This window comes from Solibacillus sp. CAU 1738, from assembly GCF_039888725.1.
Classification (GTDB): domain Bacteria; phylum Bacillota; class Bacilli; order Bacillales_A; family Planococcaceae; genus Metasolibacillus.
In genome coordinates, this window is the sequence record NZ_JBDQQN010000011.1 from 27,766 (window position 1) to 50,145 (window position 22,380).

The following is a 22,380-nucleotide window of genomic DNA, read 5'->3' on the forward strand; positions in this document are numbered from 1 at the left end:
AAGCTGATGTCTACAAATGACATCAGCTTTTTATTTTGCTTATTTTTTTGCCTCGGCAATAATTTTCATCATTTCTTCCAATACATCGAATGGCAATTGTTTACTACAACGTTTCATATCAATTGTAACTGCTAATTTCGAACCGTCCATACTAAAGCCGACTGCGCGTTCAAACTTCATAGATTCTGACACAATTTTTGCGCCATCTACATGCGCTGTGCCTTGTTCCGAGAACTGGATAGTAATAATACTTTGCTTCTCTTTTATCGCAACGACACCTGCTGCAAATGCCCAAACTTTCATACGTGCAATACGCATTAAGCGCTCCGTTTCGACTGGTAAATCACCAAAACGGTCCTGTAATTCATCGATGATTTCTAAATAATCTTGCTCCTGCTCCATCGATTTAATGCGCTTGTACATTTGAATTTTTTGATAACCATCTGGAATATACGCATCTGGAATATATGCATCTGTATGCAGTAAGATTTCAACTTCTGGCTTCTCTTCTGCTTTCACACCTGTACGACGTTCTTCAATCGCTTCTTCTAACATTTGAGAGTATAAATCGAAGCCGACCGAATCAATAAAGCCGTGCTGCTGTGCCCCAAGTAAATTGCCGGCACCTCGAATCGATAAATCGCGCATCGCAATTTTAAAGCCAGAACCAAGCTCTGTAAATTCTTTAATAGCTTGGAGGCGCTGCTCTGCAACATCAGTTAATATTTTATCACGTTGGTACATAAAGTATGCATATGCCACACGGTTTGAACGCCCGACACGACCACGTAATTGGTACAGCTGTGATAAGCCCATACGATCTGCATCATGTACTATGAGCGTATTCACATTCGGAATATCGACGCCTGTTTCAATAATTGTTGTCGTTACAAGCACATCATAATCGCCTTCTAAAAATGCAATAATAACTGATTCTAGTTGTGATTCAGTCATTTTGCCATGAGCATAACCAACGCGTGCATCTGGTACAAGCATTTGAATTTCTTCGACACGCCTTGCCATATCTTCGACGCGATTATATAAATAAAACGTTTGTCCACCTCGTGCCATTTCTCGCTCAATTGCCTCGCGTACTAATGCGCCGCTATGCTCCATTACATATGTTTGCACAGGGAATCGATTTTGTGGTGGTGTTTCAATAACAGATAAGTCACGCACACCTACCATAGACATATGCAATGTACGAGGAATCGGCGTCGCCGTTAGTGTTAATACGTCAACATTTGTTTTTAGCTGCTTTATTTTTTCTTTATGCGTTACGCCAAAACGCTGCTCCTCATCGACAATAAGTAGCCCTAAATCGTGGTACACAACATCCTTCGATAATATACGGTGCGTTCCAATGACGATATCAATTGTTCCGGTACGCAATCCTTTTAGCGTTTCCGTCTGTTGTTTTTTTGTACGGAAACGACTTAGTAATCCAACATTTATTGCGTGCTCCGAGAACCTTTCTTGGATCGTTTCAAAGTGCTGCTGCGCCAAAATCGTAGTGGGTACTAAAAATGCCACTTGCTTTCCATCTTGAATCGCTTTAAATGCCGCGCGAATTGCCACTTCTGTTTTACCGTAGCCTACATCACCGCACACGAGGCGGTCCATAGGTCGTTCTCGCTCCATATCTCGCTTCACTTCAATAATTGTACGCAGTTGATCTTCTGTTTCTTCATAAGGAAACGATTCTTCAAAAATACGCATTTCATCTGAATCTGGTGTGAATGCAAACCCTTTTTCCGCTTCTCGTTTGGCGTAAAGCTTAATTAAATCATCTGCAATATCTTGTACCGCAGAAGATACTTTTGCTTTCGCTTTTTTCCATTCTGTACCACCAAGCTTATGTAACTTTGGCTCTTTTTCTTCAGAAGCAACATATTTTTGAATGAGGTCAATTTGATCAACCGGCACATACAATTTATCATCTGCCCGGTAGCGAATGTGCAAATAATCTTTATGTGTACCGCCCACTTCAAGCGTTTCAATACCGATGTATTTCCCGATACCGTGGTGCACGTGTACAACATAATCACCCGGCTTAATTTCCGTGTAGCTTTTTATACGCTCGGCATTCGTCATTTTTTGCGAGCGTGATTTTTTCTTCATCTGTTGCTTGAACAGCTCATCATCAGTTACAACCGCAATTTTTTGCAGCGGCAATTCAAACCCACTGGACAGCTGAGCATCAATTAAATAAATACCCGGTACGTCTGCTAGTCCTAATTGTGCATGAATATTGTAATCTTCTAACATACGCTGTATCGCTACTAGACGCTCCTGGCCATCAGCGGTAAACAGCACCGTAAACTTTTCATGCCCCCAGCGCTCTAGCTCTGACTGCAGTAAAGCAATTTGCCCGTGGAACTGCTGCATCGGTTTACATGAGAAGTTTGTTGTTTTCGAAAAACGAATATTAGCAAATGTTCGAGAAAACAACGCAAAGTAAATTTTATTCTGGCGAATCATCGCCAAGACTTCTTTAAATTTAAACGAAGGCTTTACTTCATGTAGCATTTGTCCTTCTTCAATTAACGATAAAAACCATTCTGTTTCCTCGCGTTCCCAAGCATCCATTACTTCTTGAATACGTCCTAGCTCGTCAAAAAAGACTACGCCGTCTCGCGCAAAATAATCTCCTAAAAAAGTTTCTTTTTCAAACAACAAAGAGCCGTATTTCGTTACAGAGTCAGGTAAATTCCCCTCTTTTAACAACGCAATGTCATAGTTGATATTTTGATAAAGCAACTCTTGAATTTCTTGCTTTTTTACCTTTTTCAAGCTTTTTGCAAGCGCAGTTTCAAGTCGCTCCGCTAGACGCACGCGTGCTTCCTTGCTAAGTAAAATTTCTGTTGCTGGTAAAATGCAAACATCATTTAACTTATCAATCGAACGTTGGTCATCCGCTGAAAATGTACGAATCGAATCCACTTCCGTATCAAATAATTCAATACGAATAGGTGACTCTGCGTAGGGCGGATAAATGTCTATAATTCCTCCGCGCATTGCAAACTCACCTGGTGTTGTCACCATTTGACTACGAGAATAGCCCATCACGACTAGCTGTGTTAACCACTTTTCAATCGTAATATCCTCTCCGACCTTCGCCTGTAAAAAATTCGATTTCCATTGCTCAATTGGTGTTAGCATTTTACGCATACCAGCGATTGGGATGACATATATGCCTCTCTTGCCACTCGCTAAACGGTCTAGCGTCGCAATGCGCTGTGCTCGCAACTCTGGTGAAGCAACAGACATGTCGGCAGCAATAAATTCATCGGCAGGATAATAATGTACAGCATCTTCTCCTACAAGCGATATTAAATCATCTACTAGCTTTTGCGCCTGTAATAAATTCGGCGACAAGATGTATATTGGCTTTTCCGTTTCTTTATATATCGTCTGTAAAAATACTGGCCTCGCGCTACCCGTTAAGCCAGTTACAAGCTGATCATCAGTCTCACCACTGCCAATTTGCTGTAAGAACGCATTTATATGTTTATCTTGCGAGAATAAGTGATGGAAAACATCCATGAGTAAACCCCCTTTCCGTACTATCTATAAAAAATAGGAAAAAGGAGATGTCTGAAATATCATTGAGACAACTCCTTTTTGCGTCGATATACTTAGTCCACAGACGCAAATTTTTATTGGTAATTTCTTAACATTAAACTTCTTCTATTGTAACCATTTTTTCAGTGCATAATAATCTGGAAATTGGCGTAGCGAGTCTTCACAATGCTCACATATACAGTGCACCGTCGTATGCCCTTGTGCATCCTTTTCCACGTAATCATCTACTTCTCCAATCTCAAATTGATGAAGCTTACGAATCGTTTCATCTGCATCAAATGGTAATGTACCAATCTCTGTTTCACAATGTCTACAACGGTAACGAACAGGCACGAGTAGGTCCTCCTTTAAATATCAATGTATTCAAAGTATAGACCGTGTACTAATTATTTATGCACCGTTGTATGTATTCATCACATCTAAAAACTTTTTAGACAACGCCGCTTCTACCGCATCGCATGATTTTTTTATCGCATCCTCGACAACTGGCTGGTCATCCTTAGAAAATTTCGACAGCACATAGTCCGCTACTTTCATACCTGCTGGCGGACGACTTACACCGACACGGATACGATTGAATTCTTGTGTCCCTAAATGCTGGATTAATGATTTAATGCCGTTATGACCGCCAGCACTTCCTTTTTGACGTAGGCGTAATTTTCCTGTCTCCAAATCTAAATCATCATAAATAACGATAATATCTTCTACATCAATATCAAAATAGTCCATTAATGGGCGTACACATTCACCTGATAAATTCATGTATGTTAACGGCTTTACTAACATCACTTTACCTTCAGGGCGATGAATACTTGCATACATGCCGTTAAATTTCATTTGATTCAGTGGAGCTCCCCATTTGTCGGCTAATGCATCAATGACATCAAAGCCAATATTATGACGAGTATGCTCATACAGTTTACCTGGATTACCTAAACCGATAATTAATTTCATCAAACCTCATCCTTTTTACATCAAATAAAATATGCTTATATCAGTTTCACTCTACCTATTTGTAGCCTATTTTAACATAGAACGAGCACTGCTGTATGAAAAGTCATTTGACAATAATATTGTTCGACAATTCTGCTTTTTTGCGTTTCATATAGACGTAAAAAAATCCAACTGCTGCGCTAAATCGAACAATCGAACTAACATTCATCGCTACATCCATATTAAACGTATCTAAAACCCAAATACCGATTTGTGGCGCAATAAAGGCAATAATCGCCAGCAGTACATTATACGTTGTTATACAGTATGTACGGCTTTCTTTTGGTGAATTTTCGAGCAGTAAATTAAATAATATTAGCACCGTACCTGATACAAATACACCTGATAACATGTACATGAATGTTAAGTAATAATAATTCGTTGAAATGGCCGTTAAAAATGGCGCCGTAGACATCCCAAATGCAACCCAAACGAAAACACGCATATTGCCATATTTCTCAGACCATTTTCTCCATATTGGGAATGAGAAAATTTGTGCCACCATACTACCAACATTAAACATGCTGACCCAAAAAATTGTCGCTTCTGCATAACGGACGTTGTAAATATTAAATAATCCCCAAGCCATTTGCCAACCGAAATTAAAACATAGGGCGACAAGTAAAAATCGAACATAACCGACATCTTTAAAAATGATCCAATTCATTGCGCTCTTTTTCTCGTCTTCTAGAACACGTAGACCTTCTTCATGACGCATCAAAAAGTACACTTCTAAAAGCCCGAAGCCAAATGCGCAAACAAATAAAAATTGATACGCTGCCGCATTCGCTGTTGCATCACGCATTACAATACCAATCGTCAGTGTTGAAATAAGTCCAACAGTTGTTAGCATTCTATTACGGTCACTAAAAAACTGCGCGCGACGATGATCTTCGATAATATTACCAATTAGCGCCTGCCAACCCATAGTAGCCATTGTGTTCGGAATACTCATAAATGCTATAAGCGCAAGGAAAATCCACGAAGCCGCAGACCCAGGAATTAATACAACAAAAATAATAAATAAAAAGACCAGACGCGCAAGCAGGACAGAAAATGCCACAAGCTTTTTTTGCTCCGCGGCTTTATTAAGTAATAATGCTGCTGGAATCGTCATCAGCAAAGTAATAAGGGGCGGAATGGAACTTATCAAACCTACTTGATAATTGGTTGCGCCTAAAATAGTCATTGCAAATAGCGGTACGTAACTACTTGAAGTATTTGCAGCAAGCGTTGAAGCCATGCCGTGGTAAATACTCATTTTTTCATTATAAGTTTTCATAAATAACCAACCTTTTCTTACTAAAAATAAATTGCACGTTCTAATTAACAAAATTTAGTACTTCACTACATCGTTGTCTGTAAATACATATTTTTACTCTTCGTTTTGATTATATCGAATTTATTTAGAAAATCGAAATAAATTTTTATGCATAAAAAAGCCCTAAAAGTTTTAATAAACCTTTAGGGCTTGCATTTTCAATTATACATATTATTTATCCGAACTCTTTATCAGCTACTACTTTCCAACTTCTTCTGAATTAATTTCTTTAACATGTACTGTTGGGGCAGTAATTGCCACAAGCGTATGGTCATCGTCATTAAGAACTTCAAATGAGAGTTGATTACGCACGTCACCAAGTGACAAAGTATCACCAATTGCAACCTTTGATACATCCACTTCAATCGAATCTGGTATATCAGATGGCTTAACTTTAATTTTTAATGTGTGGTTTGACTGTGTTAAAATGCCACCCTCACGTACTCCAATAGCATCTCCTACGAGAGCAATTGGTACTTCCACTTCCAGTTCCTCAGACATATTAATCGCAAGGAAATCAACATGCTTTAATTCTCCCTTTAAAGAACATCGTTGAATGTCTGCTAGAATTACGTTTATCTTTTTACCTTCTACTTCCAGGTTAAAGACACCCGAATATCCATTTCGCTGAACTGCTTTTGCCGTTGCCTTATAATTAAGGAAGATAGGCGTTGTTTCTGTTTGATAGCCATATATGACTGCCGCTAATTGGCCATCCTTTCTAAGTTGGGTTAGTGTTGAACGATGTGCAGTTTCACGTTTTTTTGCCTGTAATGCCGTACTCATGATTCATAGTCCCCTTCCTAAAAAATGATACCTTACCTGTATACCCTAAATAAATAATTGTTAAACATAAAAAACACCATTTGGGAAAAAGATTCCCAAATGGTGTTTTAAACATTTATATATTAATCAAATAATGTACTTACTGATTTGTTTTCGTAAACGCGAGAAATTGCATCTGCCATTAATTTAGCAACAGAAAGCTCTGTAATTTTTGGTGATCTTTTCTCTTCAGGAAGTTGGATTGTATTCGTTACAACTAACTCTTTAATTGCTGAATTTTCAATACGCTCAATTGCAGGACCCGATAAAACTGGGTGTGAGCAGCAAGCATATACTTCTTTTGCACCGCATTCAAGTAACGCATTTGCACCGATTGTAATTGTACCAGCTGTATCAATAATATCATCGATTAAAATACATACTTTTCCTTCAACATTACCAACAATATTCATAACTTCTGCTACGTTTGGTTTTGGACGACGTTTGTCGATAATTGCAATCGGCGCTTTTAGACGCTCTGCCATTTTACGTGCACGTGTTACGCCACCGTGGTCTGGTGAAACAATTACCACTTCTTCCGGATTGAAACCTTTAGTACTGAAGTAATCAGCAAGTAATGGCACCGCCACTAAATGATCAATTAAAATATCGAAGAAACCTTGGATTTGCGGTGCGTGTAAATCTAATACGATAACACGAGTTGCACCAGCAGTTTCTAGTAAATTCGCTACTAACTTCGCAGTAATTGGCTCACGAGCTTTTGCTTTACGGTCTTGACGAGCATAGCCGTAGTATGGCATTACAACGTTGACTGTACGAGCAGAAGCACGCTTTACAGCATCAACCATAATTAATAATTCCATTAAATGTTCATTTACTGGTGCAGAAGTTGACTGAACGATAAATACGTCACAACCACGAATACTTTCTTCAATACTAATTTGTACTTCTCCATCACTGAAGTGTTTTACAGATGATTTACCAAGCTCAATACCCATTTCGTCTGCAATTTCTTGTGCAAGTTGATTATTTGAATTTAGTGAGAAGATTTTTAATTTTGAGTCAGCATAATGATACGGCATGATGGCCTCCTGTTTTTCAATAGATTATTTTGAATTTAGTTTATTAACATACCCTAGCTTATTTTCTTGTCTTGCACGGGCAATTGCAAGTGCTTCTTCTGGTACTTCTTTTGTGATTGTAGAGCCGGCAGCAATAAAAGCACCTTTACGAACTGTTATAGGGGCAACTAAGTTCGTATTACATCCTACAAACACATCATCTTCAATTGTTGTTTTATGTTTATTTTTTCCATCGTAATTCACAGTAATTGAGCCACAACCGATATTGACGTTACTGCCAACTTCTGCGTCCCCGATATAACTTAAATGCGATACTTTTGAGTCATCACCTAAAGTACTCTTTTTAACTTCCACAAAATTACCAATCTTAACGTGGTTACCTAGTGTTGATTCTGGGCGTAAGTGAGCAAATGGACCAATCGCTGTCACATCTCCAACCGTACTATTCAATACAACTGAGCTGTGAACTGTTGTTCCGTTGCCAATTTTACTATCCACAATATGGCTATTTGGGCCGATTGTACAGTCTTCACCAATAATCGTTTTACCCTCAATAATAACGCCTGGTAATAAAACCGTATCACTACCGATAATGGCATCGGTACTAATGTGTGTTGTTGCGGGATTAATGATTGTTACACCGTTACGCATATGACGCTCATTAATTCGTGCACGCATTAATTCCTCTGCTTGTGATAAAGCAAAGCGGTCATTTACACCTAATGTTTCATCAAAATCATTTGTTACATATGCGGAAACGATTTCGCCTTGTTTTTGTAAAATTTCAATTACATCTGGTAAATAATATTCACCTTGTGCATTGTCATTGCCTACAAGCTTTAAAGTTTCAAATAATGCTTTGTTGTCGAAGCAATATGTGCCTGTATTAATTTCTTTAACTAGCTGCTGCTCAAATGTTGCATCTTTTTGTTCAACAATTTGCGCTACTTGTCCGCCTTCATTACGGATAATACGTCCATAACCGGTCGGATTTTCTGCAACCGCTGTCAAAATAGTAGCTTTCGCTTTTTGTGCAGTATGAAAATCAAATAAAGCTTTCATCGTTTCAGGTCGGATTAATGGTGTATCTCCACAAACAACAAGCGTTGTTCCTTCTAGTGCACCTAAAATCTCTTCAGCTTGTTGAACGGCGTGTGCTGTTCCAAGCTGTTCTGCTTGTAATACATACTCGCTTTTATCACCTAGCTGTTCCTTCACTTTGTCAGCTCCGTGCCCTACTACAGTAACAATGCGCTCAACATTGAGTGTTTCAATGTGATCCACAACATGTTCAACCATAGGCTTCCCACAAACAGGATGGAGCACTTTATATAATTTGGACTTCATGCGCGTTCCTTGACCTGCTGCCAAAACAATCGCAAAAATGTTAGTCATCCTAAGTCCTCCAATTTGGCTCATTTTCTCTTATGACTATATAGTAAAATCTAATGATTTTCAAGGCATTCCGACTCGACAAAACAATGACAAGAACGACTAAATACATACTTACTTTCCTATTCACACACATTTTATCAATATTTATTTTCACATATGTAAAAAAGAAAATGCCCGAAAAGTATGATAACCATACATTTTGGGCATTTTCTAAAAAATTATTAAACATTTACTTCTTCCAATTCTAGTACATCCTCATCACTAGAATCATGATAAGCCGCTAACACGCTATCTTGTATTTTATTACGTGTGCCTGAATTAATTGGATGTGCAATATCGCGAAACTCTCCATCTGGTGTACGTTTACTTGGCATTGCGACAAATAAACCTGTATTACCATCAATAACCCGAATATCATGCACAACGAACTCATCATCTAATGTGATGGATGCGATAGCACGCATTCGTCCTTCAGTTTGCACACGACGTAATCTTACATCTGTTACTTCCATTCTTTCACTCCTCTCATCTAAGATGTCTGCTTCCAACTAAACTTAGTATTCTACAAAAGGAAATGTATTCCTTCTTTATACTACCAAAAATTATAAATAATTTAAATATTTTTACTATTTATGTAAAAATAAAAATAGACAGTTTTGTAAGTTGAACTTACGAAACTGTCTATTAAACATTTATTATTTCACTAATGCAATAACTTCGATTTCTACTTTTACATCTTTCGGTAATCTCGCTACCTCTACTGCCGAACGTGCTGGTTTATGTGCCCCGAAATGCGACGCATAAATGTCATTCATCGCAGCAAAATCATTCATATCTTTCATAAATACTGTAGTTTTCACAACTTGGTCAAGCGATGAGCCCGCCGCTGCAAGAACTGCTTTTAAATTTTCAAATACTTGGTTTGTCTGCGCTTCGATATCGCCTTCTACTAATTGTCCTTCTGCTGTTAACGGAATTTGCCCTGATGAATAAAACATGTTGTTCACAATAATCCCCTGTGCATATGGTCCGATTGCTGCTGGTGCTTTCGTTGTTGAAATTGATTTCATTTACATTCTCCCCTTTTGAAAATAGTTGCCTTCACTAAGTGCAATTGTCCGATCCTTCTCGTTTACTTCATGAAGCTTTACTAACGAATAGTAATCATCTACTAATGTTTCATCTGCATGCTCTGCTTCAACTAAGACGGCAATACCTGCTAGCTCGCAATCAAACTCTTCAAGCAAGTTTTTCATGCCATTCATCGTACCGCCTACTTTCATAAAATCATCAGTAATAAGCACACGTTGCCCACTTTTCATACTGCGCTTTGATAAAACCATCGTCTGAATACGACGAGAAGAACCAGATACATAATTAATACTTACTGTAGAGCCTTCTGTCACTTTACTGTCTCTGCGCACAACAACAACAGGCACGTTTAAATGACGCGCTATCGCATGCGCAATCGAAATACCTTTCGTTGCTACTGTCATAATGACATCTATTTGCTGCCCTGAAAACGCTGAAGCAAATACTTTTCCGACACGATTCATAAACTCAGGATTACCGAGTAAATCGGTCATAAATAAATAGCCACCTGGTAGTAAGCGATCGGATTGCCCAAGCTCAATTATTAATTCTTGTATAATACACTTTACTTCCTGCTCCGACATTTTAGGGATATATTTTACCCCGCCTGCCGCGCCCGGTACTGTCATCAACAACCCTATTCCTTTTTCTTCAAAAGTTTCTTTTACAATCGTTAAATCTTCACTAATAGAGGACTTTGCAGATTGATATAGATCCGAAAAATAAGTTAGCGGGATCAGCTGGTGTGGGTGTTCAAGTAAGTAGTGTGTCATGTCAACAAGTCGTTCACTACGCTTCCATTTCATCATATGACCCTCTCCTAATCAATTTAGTAATTCACTTATATTAATGGCATAACTGCCAACTATCAATGACGCCTCGGCATAATTTTACCTGCCCCCAAACTTTCAGAACAGATAAGCTTTGCTTCTTGATTTTCAATTAACTTACATAACTAAGAGCCTTCGAGATTAGCTGTAGCTTTAACTCGATTCAAAAGTGCTTAACTACTAAATGAATCAAATGATACAGCTGTATTCTTCTCACTATCAATAGCATTGATGGACATTCAATAAACTTAGTTAAACTTAAACACGAATATTTTATACGTAAATTAACACAATCGTACGCATTTAAGCAAGCGGATTCCTTTCGCCTAAAAGACGTACGGTATAAACCTCCTCGCAAAAACCACGTAACCCGTTATAAATTCGCGTTGCACGTATTTCACTATCAACTAGACCAAAAACAGTTGGACCGCTACCACTCATTAACACAGCATCTGCTCCGAACCGTTGCATTTGCTCTTTTATCGTAATAACTTCCGGATGTAATTTAAATGTTACCGTTTCTAAAACATTGCCAAGAGATGCACAAAGTAATTCATAATCTCCATTACGAATAGCTTGTACCATCTGCTCGGTATTCGGATGCTTAATATTATCTAATTGTAAGCCGCCGTACACATCTGCAGTCGATACACCGATTTTTGGCTTCGCTAGCACTACCCAGCAATTTGGTGGTGCCGGTAATTTCTCTATTTTCTCTCCTCGACCTGTTGCTCTTGCTGTTCCACCGTATACGCAAAACGATACGTCTGAGCCTATTTTCGATCCGTACTCAGCTAGTTCGTCTAACGTTAAATTTAATTTCCATAGCTCATTTAAGCCTCGCAAAGTTGCCGCTGCATCACTACTACCACCTGCTAGCCCTGCTGCGATTGGAATTTCCTTATCGATTGTAATCGATACGCCTTCCTCAATACCATATGTATCTTTTAGCAGTTGCGCTGCTTGGTAGGCAAAGTTGCGCTCATCATCCGGCACAAATCTATCTGTTGAAATAATTTTTATGAGCCCATCTGCACGTGGCTCTAAACCAATGCGGTCCGCTAAATCAACAGTCGTCATAATCATTTCTACTTCATGGTAATTATCTGGACGTTTAAACAATACATCAAGTGTTAAATTTATTTTTGCAGGTGCTTTTACATAAAGCATACTGAAATCCCCCCTACACGCACATAGCGCTCAATATCAATTGTCATTTATTTTACCATATAGATGTTTGTGCAATACGCTCAAACTATTTGAACATTTTGTTGCAAACTACTATTATATTTCTTTCGTACAAATGACTGTTCGATAATTTTAGCGTTTTCCGCGCTTAGGCAACAGTACTTCAACTAAAAAAAATTATTTATTTCAAGTTAATATGTTCCCAGCGGACACTTTGCCGCGGGCGAAAGGCGTATCTGACAGATGCACTCTGGCACCCTCCGTTTATTGTACACTCGTATTTATTATCAAAATAACTATATATAAAATTAATTCAGTAAAGAAAATGTGATAAAACCCGTTGCACGGATTTTATCACGACGTCAACCATTTACTTTTGTCGGTTTGCTTGTTCGGCTAAACTTTCCTTCGCCATTGCAACGGCATATTTAACCATATTTCCTGCATCACGGGCTTTAATACCACCCCAGCCCTCACGTTCGACTACATCATAAAATCCGAGTTCCTTGGCAATCTCTTCTTTCAGACGACTCGACATGACTCCTTTTTTCGCCATGCAGATAACCTCCTTTTGGAAAGTTGGTTGACGGCATTAGTTTGCACAAAATATTAAAGTGTATTCATTTTCCCACGTAGGAATGCGAAAAGGCCAACAAAAAAACACTCACAAGGAGTGCTTTTATAAATATAAATAAGTACTAGAAACTATTCACCGACTGCAATTGCGTCATCTAAAAAAGTAATCTCTACTGCTTCTGTTAAAATATCTGTGTAGCTGTAAGAAACGCGTTTACATGCGTTATCTTCTTGATCAAGTTCTACAACGAATACTGCGTGATATGTTTCACTTAGTACACCTGCACACTCAACCGTTTTCTTGCGACCACCGTTTGCTTTTAATTGCAAACGTTTACCTAAATGACAATCCAAAGCCTTTTTGATATCGGCTAACGTTTTTGGCATTTCGCATACACCTCACTATTAAAAATAATAGCACAGTTTCGTATTTAGGTCAACAAAATATAATATTTTATCACCACACAAATATTTTCGTCAACTTATTTCGCAAAAAAAATATTTATTTTTTTTATCTACGACGAGAAGCGTTCAAATTATTGACGTTTGCAAAAATAAGGGTATAATGCATCTGCTAGTTTTCCGAATTCCTGAATCGATAAAGTTTCACCTCGTCGAGTCGGTTCTATTTCACATTTTTCTAAAGCATCTATTATTTGTTCTTTGTGTTTCTTGCCATCTTGTAAACCTGCTTGTAAATTATTTAAAATCGTTTTCCTGCGTTGTACGAATGACGCACGTGTTACTTGAAATAGAAAATCCTCATCAATTACTTCCACTGGAGGCTTGTCGTGTTTAATTAATCGAATAACCGCTGAATCGACATTAGGCTGCGGCATAAACACCGTTTTAGGAACAATCATTGCAATTTCGGCTGTAACATAATATTGAATAGCGATTGATAATGAGCCGTATTCTTTTGTTCCAGGCTTAGCTGTAATACGATCTGCTACTTCCTTTTGCATCATGACTACAAAACCGCGAATTGGTAAACGGTCATTTAATAATTTCATTAAAATTGGCGTCGTTACATAATACGGCAAATTGGCTACTACCATAATATCGTCTATACCAGGCATTTCATCTGCAATTACTTTTTCAACATCGGCTTTTAAAATATCTGAATGGACTATTTTTACATTTTTATATGGGCTTAATGTATCTTCTAGCACTGGCAGTAAACGTTGATCAATTTCAAACGACACAACCTTTTTCGCGCCTCGCGCTAAATGCTCTGTTAAAGCGCCAATACCGGGGCCAACTTCAATTGCACCACTATTTTCAGTTAAATTAGCATGACTTACTATATTTCGTAAAATGTTCGGGTCAATTAAAAAATTCTGACCTAAGCTTTTCTTAAATGAAAATCCATATTTATTTAAAATTTCCTTCGTGCGAATCGGTGTTGCAATATCTTTATACATTATTTTCCTCCTGATCTAGTTGCGCAATCGCCTCTGCAAACTGCTCCACTGTAATTTGGAACATCTTTAGACGCTTATGCAATTGTTTACCATTTGTCATGCCGATATTTAATATTTCACCTAGGCGATTTCGGCGATTTTTTGACTGTGGGTAGCCAATTAACTTTGCCGTCATTAAATCTTCTAGTGTAATTTCCTCAACCTGAACGTACTCGTTTGGCGTATAAACATTTTCTAATGCTTTGCGAATATCTGCGTCACTCGCATGTTCAATGCCTAACCCTTTACCGTTTTTTGCAATAGTTTTTGCCTTCGCTAAAAATGCATGCTTCACACCTGGTACATGCTCTTCAATAATGGCACGAATACGTCTTCCAGGATAATCTGGGTCTGTAAACACAATTACTCCCCGCTTTGTTTGTGCATGCTCAATGCGCTGTAATGTCTCATCATTTATTGCTGAGCCATTTGTTTCAATTGTGTCTGCACCAACAGCACGTTTAATTGCTGTCGTATCATCTTTCCCTTCAACAACAATAATTTCTCTTATATCCAAAAAAACGCTCCTCTTTTCTTCCAACACTGTTTTAACTATTTTACCATAATTCCGCGTTTTCCTTTTATTTAATGCGATGACAACGCAATAAAAGGTTATCTGTAGGATGTTGGCTTAATGCACAGAAAATAATCTTTCATGTCTGTTCCTTGCTCATCCCTTTCCAAACTGGCTGAGAATCTCCTAATTGGCAAAAAAGCCAGTTTAGAGTGTGGAGGTAAACCTTTTGGATCCCTCTCCTTAAAGCGCGTGAACAAACTGTGTGAGACAATACAGTTCGGCTCATTTGGCACGAGTAATAGCAGGAGCAATCTCATGCAGATCGTGCGCTTAAAATGACTACATTGCACTCAAAATTAACAGGATCTTCAACATATTTTTCTATTACAATGTATGGTTTCCTCAATAAACAGTATAAAACCCAATAAAAAAGCTTTCTCGCCAGTCAAGTGCGAGAAAGCATCTATACATTTTGGGACGTACAGTGAAAACAACAACACTGACGCTAATTTAAAACTTTAATACGTACTTGTTTACGACCCCAGCTATAAGCCTGCTGTTTCGTTTGAACAAGCACATCAATTTTATTGCCCTTAATTGAACCACCAGTATCCCCTGCAACTGCATACCCATAACCTTCAACCCAAACTTTTGTGCCTAATGGGATTACGTTAGGATCTACTGCGATTAACTTTAAATTTTCATCGCTGCGTAAATTAATACCAGCAGCAGAATAGCCTGAACATCCATTACAATACGGTGTATACGCTGTTGCTGTAACATAAAACTCTTTTCCGTTTGCAGGGGCTTCCGTATTGCTACGAGAAACGCTTGCCGTTACAACTTTTGTACCTACAGCGACTACTTTTGTCGTTGGCTCTTTTACAACTTCTTCAGACTTTAAAGTTTTTTCAATAACTTTACCGTTTTCTTTTACTACTTCGTATGTGCGCGAAACTTTACCGTCTGCACCTTTAGTTACAACTTTTTCTTTCCCTTTTAGCAAAGAAGAATCATTTTTCTTTTCGACTGCAAAATCTACTGATTCTTCAACTACATCGGTAACCTTTTCTACGCGAACAACTGCGATTTTATCTTCTGGAGTGATAACGTCCTCCAGCTCTTTCTCGACCCGATCAAATTCACCTAGTTGAATTTCTTGTTGTTTTAAAAAGTTAGCGACCGTAGTCGAAGTGGACCATACTTGTCTCTCTTCTAACCCATCGACAAGCGTTACCTGAAACGCTTTTTGAATATCGATTTTGTTATCTGCTCCTACTTCTGTATCTAAGCCCTGTAATACTTGATCGTGCTCTGTTACTTCAATATTAGCCTCTTCCAAAATGTTCTTCACTAGACTTTCAGTTGTCCATACACTTGACTGATTTCCGTCAACTGAAATTATTACTTCTTTTGCCTGTTCCCATTCTATCGTCATTCTACTAACAATTTTGGTGTTCAGTGAGGGTGTTACTTTATCATATTCTGATATGTTGATATCGCGCGCTTGTAATAGCTCGCCAACTGTGTTTGCGTGTGTAAATACTTGTTGCTCTTCTCCGTTTACTTTAATGACAACTGGAGATTTCGTCCCTTGATACAGAACGAATGAAATGACAGCTGCAAACAGGACAAGTGAAAAAAATCTCACCCTTGTTTGCGGACTCCTCAATGATCCTAAGAACCGGCTTTTCATGGATTTTTTTGACATGAAATACGCCTCCTTAATACTCGCTGAATTATACGGACTAGTTTTTGTGCTGTCAACCTTAATGTATTTAGTAGTAAATTTACATTTAGAGGAAAAGTCCGTTAACCATAGTATTGGAGGCATTTTCTCAGTCTAAACGTCTAGTTTTAAAAATTTAATAGCATTTTCAGTTGTCGCTTTGGCTACTTCCTCAATTGACAGCTCTTTTTGGCGTGCAATTTCCTCTGCTACTAAGGGCACTAAAGAAGGCTCATTTCGTTTCCCTCGATATGGGTGTGGCGCTAAATAAGGCGCATCTGTTTCGATCAGCAAATATTCTAACGGAATTTCCTTCGCCACTTCTTTTGGCTGACGGGCATTTTTAAATGTTACCGGACCACCAAGACTAATCATAAAATTCATCTCGATGCATTCACGCGCTGTTTCTACACTGCCTCCGTAGCAATGCATAATGCCGCCAACTGATGCTGCATTTTCTTCACGTAAAATGCGTACAACATCCCCCGTTGCATCACGATTATGAATGATGATTGGTAAATTTAATTTCTGCGCTAAATGTATTTGCTTACGGAACCAAAATTGCTGTACATCCTTTGGTGATTTATCCCAATAATAATCCAGACCTGTCTCACCGATGCCAACAACTTTCGGATGGGCCGCTAGTTCTTCAATCCACTGCAAATCTTGTTCTGTACAGTCAATTGCGTCTACCGGATGCCACCCAATCACTGCATAAATAAAATCATATTCATCAGCTAGCTTCATCGCGCGTTCGATTGTTTTGCGATCAAAGCCAATTACAACCATTTTTTCTACATTCGCTGCTAATGCACGTTCAATGACTTGTTGCAAATCTTCATCGTACTGATCTGCATTCAAATGGACATGTGTATCTATAAATGTTGCCATATATTTTTCTCCTAACGCTTATTGTATTGGAAAGTAATATTTCTTAGTTTTCAGTTTTATTACAGTTTTATTACAAAAAGTGCACTTATATATCATTATTCATATATAAAGATACCTACAAGGGATATAAAGCCTATGTAAATGACTTTTTTTGTAATTATATATTATTGTGATATATCTTATTTGAAGTATTATTGAATAAATAACTAAAAGTCTGTTGAGTTATTATTTATCAACAGACTTCCAGTACATTATTTTACTTTTGCACCATTTTCAAGTTTCGGATCAACTGTTGCAAGCGTTAGTATACCATCATGTGAACCTGCTAAAATCATTCCCTGAGATAGTTCTCCACGCAGCTTTACAGGCTTTAAATTTACGACAACAATTACTTTTTGACCGACTAATTGTTCGGCTGTATAATGCTCAGCAATTCCTGATACGACTTGGCGTTGCTCATATCCTAGATCCACTTGTAGCTTCAACAATTTATTTGCTTTCGGCACTGGCTCACAAGCTGTAACAGTCGCTACACGTAAATCTATTTTCATGAAATCATCGATAGAAATTTCTTCTACCTCTTCTATTTCTGCTGGCGCTACTTTTTTCGGTTCTTCCTCTTGTACTGTTTGAACAGAACCTAGCATTTGCTCACGAATATAAGCAATTTCCACTTCATTCTCTAAACGTGGGAAAATAGGAGTACCTTTTTCTACCATTTTTATGTTTCCTGGAATAACATTGCCGAATGTTTCAATCGTTTCCCATGCTAATAATTTGTTGTCTAATCCTAGTTGTTCAAAAATACGTTTTGGTGTTTCTGTCATAAATGGCTGTAACATGACGGCAATATGACGTAAACTCTCGGCTAAATTAGCCATAACTGCTGCTAATTTCGGTTTATCTACCTCGTCCTTCGCTAAAACCCATGGAGAGGTTTCGTCAATATACTTATTTGTGCGCGAAACAAGCGACCAAATTTCCGATAAAACGACGCTAAATTGCATTTTTTCCATACTTTCTTCATATTTAAGACGCGTTTCATGTGCTTGTGCTTTTAATGCTGCATCAAATTCCGTTTCTTGTAAGTTTTCTGTCGGAATAATACCGTCAAAATACTTGTTCACCATCGATACAGTACGGTTTAATAAGTTTCCTAAATCATTAGCTAAATCGAAATTTGTACGCTCAACAAAAGATTCTGGTGAAAATACCCCATCCGAACCGAATGGTAACTCACGTAATAAGAAATAACGTGTCGCATCTAATCCATAACGCTCTACTAACATTTCAGGGTACACAACATTGCCTTTTGATTTCGACATTTTACCATCTTTCATCATAATAAAACCATGCGCGAATACTTTTTTCGGTAATGGTAATTCTAATGCCATCAGGAAAATTGGCCAGTAGATTGTATGGAAACGTACTATATCTTTCCCTACAACATGGACATCCGCCGGCCAGTATTTATTGAAAAGTTCTTCATTATCAGATCCGTAGCCAAGTGCCGTAATATAGTTGGATAATGCATCTACCCATACGTAAATAACGTGCTTTGGATCACCAGGAACTTTAATGCCCCAGTCAAACGATGTACGTGAAACCGATAAATCTTCTAACCCTGGCTTAATGAAGTTATTAATCATCTCATTTTTGCGCGATTCTGGCTCAATAAATTCTACATTATTTTGGTAATATTCTAGTAATCGATCTGCATATTTTTTCATATTAAAGAAGTAAGACTCTTCTTTAACAGTTTGCACAGCACGACCACAGTCAGGGCATTTACTATCGACTAATTGCGTTTCCGTATAATAAGATTCACACGGCACACAATAAAGACCTTCATATTCACCTTTATAGATGTCGCCGTTATCTAGAAACTTTTGAAAAATCTTGTCGACGCTTTTTTTATGCCGTTCTTCCGTTGTTTGAATAAAGTCATCATAGGAAATATCCATTAATGACCAAAGTTTTTTCGCCGCATCTGCAATTTCATTCACATAATCTTGTGGATGCTTGCCGGCTTCTGCTGCTTTTTCCTGAATTTTTTGTCCGTGCTCGTCCATACCTGTTAAAAAGCGTACGTCATAGCCACGCAAGCGTTTATATCGTGCGATTGTATCTGATGCAACCGTCGTATATGCTGTCCCGATATGGAACTTTCCGCTTGGGTAATAAATAGGGGTTGTTATATAAAATGTTTTTTGTTCGTTCACACAAGCTGCCTCCAATAATTTCACAGTATAGTACTTATTCTAACGAAGTAACAATTTCGTTTCAACGAAAGAATATTAAGAAAGGATTTTGTCGAATAATAACCATGTAAAAGATGGTAATTTGATTGAACTTTTAGACTATTGCGTTCAAATTTTAGTAACAATCTTTAATTTATCTAATAAATACTCGTATTATGGCAAAAAAATTCCCTAAGATGTATCATAATGAGTGCTAATTTATTGACGTATATGTCATTACTTGGTATGATTCATAATAGACAAGGAACAAATGTCGAAATTTGACGAATTATTATAACTATAACTAGGAGGAAATATATCATGAAATCAACAGGTATCGTTCGTAAAGTCGATGAATTAGGTCGTGTAGTTATCCCGATCGAGCTTCGTCGCACACTAGGCATTGCAGAAAAAGATGCATTAGAAATTTATGTAGATGACGATAAAATCATCTTAAAAAAATACATGCCAAATATGACATGTGCTGTAACTGGTGAAGTATCTGATGACAACTTCCGTCTTGTTGGGGGCAAATTAATTTTAAGCCCAGAAGGCGCGGAAATGTTAATGAATGAAATTCAATCAAACCTTAAAAAATAATACTTCCACATGTTAAAAGCGTATCCTACTCTTAATGAGTAGATACGCTTTTTTTACTTCTTATTGGTGATACGCTTGATATACATCACGCTTCGGTAAATCCCGCATTTTTGCAACTTCTTTAATCGCCTCTTTAGAAGATGCACCTGTTTCTTCTATTAAATAATTTACATGCTCTACTAGCGTCATGTTTGTCCAATAGTTATTTTCTTCCTCTATTTCACCAGATGTATTGCCTTCAAGCACAATACAAAATTCACCACGAATTTCATTTTCAGTTGCCCATTCAATAGCTTCTACAATTGTGCCACGTAAAAATTCCTCAAACTTCTTCGTTAATTCCCGCGCGAGCGTTATACGACGATCGCCAAGCACAAGCTCTAAATCTTTTAACGATTCTTTTAAACGGTGTGGCGCTTCATAAAACACTATTGTTTCCTCACGCTTTGCTAGCTTTTCCAACTGCATGCGACGTTCTTTTTTATTGCGATGTAAAAAGCCAAAAAAGTAAAATGGCTGTGGTACTAAACCAGATGCAATAAGTGCAGTTAGTGCTGCATTCGCACCCGGAATTGGAACAACTGCAAAATCTTCATCTATTGCTTTGACGACAATATCTGCCCCTGGATCTGAAATACAAGGCAGTCCAGCATCACTAACAAGCGCGACCGATTTGCCATCGCGTAAATAGCTTAGCAGCTTCTCGCCTCCTGCTTCAATATTATGCTCATGATAACTAATGAGCGGCGTGGTAATTTCAAAATAATTACATAACTTTTTCGTATTACGTGTATCTTCTGCCGCAATGACATTAACTTCTTTTAAAATACGCAATGCGCGCACGGTCATATCTTCTAAATTACCAATCGGTGTGGCTACTAAATATAAACATGCTCCTGCTTCGTGTTGGCTACTTTTCTGTGACTTCATTGCTAGCCCCCCTTATATATTTTTCTTTCGTTTCACGTGTTAATTGCTTAAACGCATATTCCATCCGCATCGCCTCTTGCTTCGTTTCGTATATTTCAAAATGGATGCATATGACGGGTAGCCTTGCCCGTGTATATTTTGCCCCTTTACCTGCATTATGGGTTGCAATACGACGCTCTAAATTATTCGTATAACCGGCATAAAGCGAGTTATCACGACATTTTACTACATAAAAATAATGCTTATTTTCGTTCTCCATATAGAAGCTCACTCACTTCAGCTGTATATTCATTATTGTCATTATACACATATAATGGCGGCAGTACTTTTAAATCAGGTTTGCCATCTTTAATCCCTTCTATTAAAAGCGTATTCGCCTCTTTTCCCATTTTCGGATAAACAAAGCGAATACGTTTTGGCTCTAAACGATTGGCGCGCATCGCTGTTACGATATCAAGTAGCCGGCCAGGTCTATGAACGAATGCCGCCTTACCACCTTGCTTTAATAAACGGCTTGATGCAAAAATAGCCTCTTCTAATGATAAATGAATTTCATGACGGGCAATTGCATAGTGCTCGCTAACGTTTTTATCACTTAATTCATGGGCTAAAAAATACGGCGGATTACACGTTACGACATCATATTTTTCTATACCTAATGCATTCGGGGCATCCTTCACATCGCCTAATTTCATTGTAATTTGCTCTTCCAATTTATTAAAACGCACACTTCGACACGCCATATCATATAATCTTGGCTGCAATTCGACACCCGTAATGTTTGCCTTTGTACGCGCGCTTAAAAATAGTGGTATTACCCCGTTACCTGAACAGAGGTCAACAATATCACCTTTTTGCTTTGGCACATTCACAAAACGTGATAATAATACTGCATCTAATGAAAATGAAAAAACGGATGGGCTTTGAATAATACGTAAATCCTCCGCTAATAAATAATCTAGTCGCTCATCATTTTGTAACCATTGTTCCATAATAGAATCTCCCATCATCCAAAATAAAAGACTGACATCCACAAATAGTGGAATCAGCCTTTTCTCACTTTATAAGAAAATGTATACTTTCTAAGTTGAAGTATTTGTCTACTCATTCGCGCCAATGTTCTTTCAAAAAAAGCGAAACCGACAGTAATAACATCACATAA

22 protein-coding genes are annotated in these 22,380 nt (G+C 38.0%); 1 reads left to right on the forward strand and 21 read right to left on the reverse strand.

Annotated elements, in window-relative coordinates:
• Positions 1-39: 39 nt before the first annotated feature.
• The 18 genes from mfd to metG form a co-directional block, all read right to left on the reverse strand.
• Positions 40-3,546: a transcription-repair coupling factor gene (gene mfd, locus AAFN87_RS19230; protein ID WP_347792680.1), complete on the reverse strand. Its 3,507-nt coding sequence runs from the start codon at positions 3,544-3,546 to the stop codon at positions 40-42.
• A gap of 144 nt (positions 3,547-3,690) precedes the next feature.
• Positions 3,691-3,918 (reverse strand): anti-sigma-F factor Fin, encoded by a 228-nt coding sequence (locus AAFN87_RS19235; protein WP_347792681.1) that lies wholly within the window; start codon positions 3,916-3,918, stop codon positions 3,691-3,693.
• 57 nt (positions 3,919-3,975) lie between these two features.
• Positions 3,976-4,539 (reverse strand): aminoacyl-tRNA hydrolase, encoded by a 564-nt coding sequence (gene pth, locus AAFN87_RS19240; RefSeq protein ID WP_347792682.1) that lies wholly within the window; start codon positions 4,537-4,539, stop codon positions 3,976-3,978.
• Between the two features lie 103 nt (positions 4,540-4,642).
• Positions 4,643-5,860, reverse strand: a complete 1,218-nt coding sequence (locus AAFN87_RS19245) for an MFS transporter (RefSeq protein ID WP_347792683.1) — start codon at positions 5,858-5,860, stop codon at positions 4,643-4,645.
• A gap of 237 nt (positions 5,861-6,097) precedes the next feature.
• On the reverse strand, positions 6,098-6,685 hold the full coding sequence (locus AAFN87_RS19250; protein ID WP_347792684.1) for a 50S ribosomal protein L25/general stress protein Ctc: 588 nt from the start codon (positions 6,683-6,685) through the stop codon (positions 6,098-6,100).
• Between the two features lie 122 nt (positions 6,686-6,807).
• Entirely contained in the window at positions 6,808-7,767 is a 960-nt protein-coding gene (locus tag AAFN87_RS19255; protein ID WP_347792685.1) for a ribose-phosphate diphosphokinase, read from the reverse strand.
• Positions 7,768-7,791: 24 nt separating this feature from the next.
• Positions 7,792-9,162, reverse strand: a complete 1,371-nt coding sequence (glmU, locus tag AAFN87_RS19260; protein WP_347792686.1) for a bifunctional UDP-N-acetylglucosamine diphosphorylase/glucosamine-1-phosphate N-acetyltransferase GlmU — start codon at positions 9,160-9,162, stop codon at positions 7,792-7,794.
• A gap of 221 nt (positions 9,163-9,383) precedes the next feature.
• Positions 9,384-9,674: a septation regulator SpoVG gene (gene spoVG / locus AAFN87_RS19265; protein WP_347792687.1), complete on the reverse strand. Its 291-nt coding sequence runs from the start codon at positions 9,672-9,674 to the stop codon at positions 9,384-9,386.
• 183 nt (positions 9,675-9,857) lie between these two features.
• Complete coding sequence (locus AAFN87_RS19270; protein ID WP_347792688.1) at positions 9,858-10,232, reverse strand: RidA family protein; 375 nt, start codon at positions 10,230-10,232, stop codon at positions 9,858-9,860.
• Positions 10,233-11,060 carry a pur operon repressor gene (gene purR / locus AAFN87_RS19275; protein ID WP_347792709.1) on the reverse strand — a complete coding sequence of 276 codons (828 nt, stop codon included), beginning with the start codon at positions 11,058-11,060 and terminating at the stop codon, positions 10,233-10,235.
• Between the two features lie 327 nt (positions 11,061-11,387).
• Complete coding sequence (gene ispE, locus AAFN87_RS19280) at positions 11,388-12,254, reverse strand: 4-(cytidine 5'-diphospho)-2-C-methyl-D-erythritol kinase (RefSeq protein ID WP_347792689.1); 867 nt, start codon at positions 12,252-12,254, stop codon at positions 11,388-11,390.
• A 388-nt stretch (positions 12,255-12,642) separates the two neighbouring features.
• Positions 12,643-12,828 (reverse strand): small, acid-soluble spore protein, alpha/beta type, encoded by a 186-nt coding sequence (locus AAFN87_RS19285; protein ID WP_347792690.1) that lies wholly within the window; start codon positions 12,826-12,828, stop codon positions 12,643-12,645.
• A 149-nt stretch (positions 12,829-12,977) separates the two neighbouring features.
• Complete coding sequence (gene veg, locus AAFN87_RS19290; protein WP_347792691.1) at positions 12,978-13,235, reverse strand: biofilm formation stimulator Veg; 258 nt, start codon at positions 13,233-13,235, stop codon at positions 12,978-12,980.
• 149 nt (positions 13,236-13,384) lie between these two features.
• The gene (rsmA, locus tag AAFN87_RS19295) at positions 13,385-14,272 is read right to left on the reverse strand and encodes a 16S rRNA (adenine(1518)-N(6)/adenine(1519)-N(6))-dimethyltransferase RsmA (protein ID WP_347792692.1); all 888 of its coding nucleotides are present in this window, start codon (positions 14,270-14,272) and stop codon (positions 13,385-13,387) included.
• Positions 14,265-14,828: a ribonuclease M5 gene (gene rnmV, locus AAFN87_RS19300; protein ID WP_347792693.1), complete on the reverse strand. Its 564-nt coding sequence runs from the start codon at positions 14,826-14,828 to the stop codon at positions 14,265-14,267. Before rnmV ends, rsmA begins: the two co-directional genes overlap by 8 nt.
• A gap of 505 nt (positions 14,829-15,333) precedes the next feature.
• A complete protein-coding gene (locus AAFN87_RS19305; RefSeq protein WP_347792694.1) occupies positions 15,334-16,539 on the reverse strand; it encodes a ubiquitin-like domain-containing protein in 1,206 nt (401 codons plus the stop codon).
• A 132-nt stretch (positions 16,540-16,671) separates the two neighbouring features.
• A complete protein-coding gene (locus AAFN87_RS19310) occupies positions 16,672-17,448 on the reverse strand; it encodes a TatD family hydrolase (protein ID WP_347792695.1) in 777 nt (258 codons plus the stop codon).
• 251 nt (positions 17,449-17,699) lie between these two features.
• The gene (metG, locus tag AAFN87_RS19315; protein ID WP_347792696.1) at positions 17,700-19,670 is read right to left on the reverse strand and encodes a methionine--tRNA ligase; all 1,971 of its coding nucleotides are present in this window, start codon (positions 19,668-19,670) and stop codon (positions 17,700-17,702) included.
• A 339-nt stretch (positions 19,671-20,009) separates the two neighbouring features.
• Between metG and AAFN87_RS19320 the strand changes: the two genes are divergently transcribed.
• Complete coding sequence (locus AAFN87_RS19320; protein ID WP_347792697.1) at positions 20,010-20,288, forward strand: AbrB/MazE/SpoVT family DNA-binding domain-containing protein; 279 nt, start codon at positions 20,010-20,012, stop codon at positions 20,286-20,288.
• Between the two features lie 60 nt (positions 20,289-20,348).
• Here the strand turns inward: AAFN87_RS19320 and rsmI are convergent, their stop codons facing one another.
• The 3 genes from rsmI to AAFN87_RS19335 are packed head-to-tail and all read right to left on the reverse strand — an operon-like array spanning position 20,349 to position 22,210.
• Entirely contained in the window at positions 20,349-21,218 is an 870-nt protein-coding gene (gene rsmI, locus AAFN87_RS19325) for a 16S rRNA (cytidine(1402)-2'-O)-methyltransferase (protein WP_347792698.1), read from the reverse strand.
• Positions 21,199-21,477, reverse strand: a complete 279-nt coding sequence (locus AAFN87_RS19330; RefSeq protein ID WP_347792699.1) for a GIY-YIG nuclease family protein — start codon at positions 21,475-21,477, stop codon at positions 21,199-21,201. The genes rsmI and AAFN87_RS19330 overlap by 20 nt, the downstream gene beginning before the upstream one ends.
• Complete coding sequence (locus tag AAFN87_RS19335) at positions 21,461-22,210, reverse strand: tRNA1(Val) (adenine(37)-N6)-methyltransferase (RefSeq protein ID WP_347792700.1); 750 nt, start codon at positions 22,208-22,210, stop codon at positions 21,461-21,463. The genes AAFN87_RS19330 and AAFN87_RS19335 overlap by 17 nt, the downstream gene beginning before the upstream one ends.
• Between the last annotated feature and the right edge of the window lie 170 nt (positions 22,211-22,380).